At 27.9% G+C, this 713-nt stretch carries 1 protein-coding gene and 1 rRNA gene; both read left to right on the top strand.

The window, feature by feature from the left end; genetic code table 11:
• A partial coding sequence (locus M2651_RS14240; protein ID WP_491524974.1) for an EF-Tu C-terminal domain-related protein occupies positions 1-95 on the top strand: 95 nt, incomplete at its 5' end.
• 533 nt (positions 96-628) lie between these two features.
• Positions 629-713 (top strand): 16S ribosomal RNA (locus M2651_RS14235); the annotation flags it as partial.

Raw genomic sequence — 713 nt, 5'->3', positions numbered from 1 at the left:
TAACACCAGTAGCAATGGATGAAGGATTAAGATTCGCTATAAGAGAAGGCGGAAGAACAGTTGGTTCAGGTGTTGTTACTAAAATAGTTGAGTAATTAAAAATTCAAAGTATGACAGTACTTTGGATCTGGCGCCTAATATTAAATAATATTTAATGTGCATTAAAAAGTTATATAGTTGTTTTAAAAAGGAAGGGGACGCCCTTCCTTTTTATGTGCTAAAAATATTGCATATTTCATAAATTTTAAGTTTATTAAGAGATGATGATTTAAAAATACTTTACCTGGTGTATCACTATATGAATAATAAAGAAATAATGAGATTAATAAAGAATTATAAAAATAAACGTAAATTTTTCATATTATATATTTAAATATTATGATATAATGTGTTATTATAGAACACGTCGCTGAAATAAGTGATAAATTAATCAGATTTTTTAAAACCAACTTTAAAATGATTTGAAAATTTTTAAAAAAGTTGTTGACAAATAAAATCTGAAATGATAAGATATAAAAGCTGTCAGATGACAGCAAAAATTAATTGGTCTTTGAAAATTAAACAGAGAATAATTAAGATAAACCAGCAATTCTTTTAAATTTAAAATGAGCATTAAGATTCAAACTTTTAAATTGAGAGTTTGATCCTGGCTCAGGACGAACGCTGGCGGCGTGCCTAACACATGCAAGTCGAGCGGGGGACTTTTAGTCCCT

Origin of the sequence: Clostridium caldaquaticum, assembly GCF_023806125.1 — a bacterium.
Lineage (GTDB): Bacteria > Bacillota > Clostridia > Clostridiales > Clostridiaceae > Clostridium_AT > Clostridium_AT caldaquaticum.
Note: the sequence above shows the minus strand (reverse complement) of the source record. Positions and strands in the feature narration are given on the sequence as shown.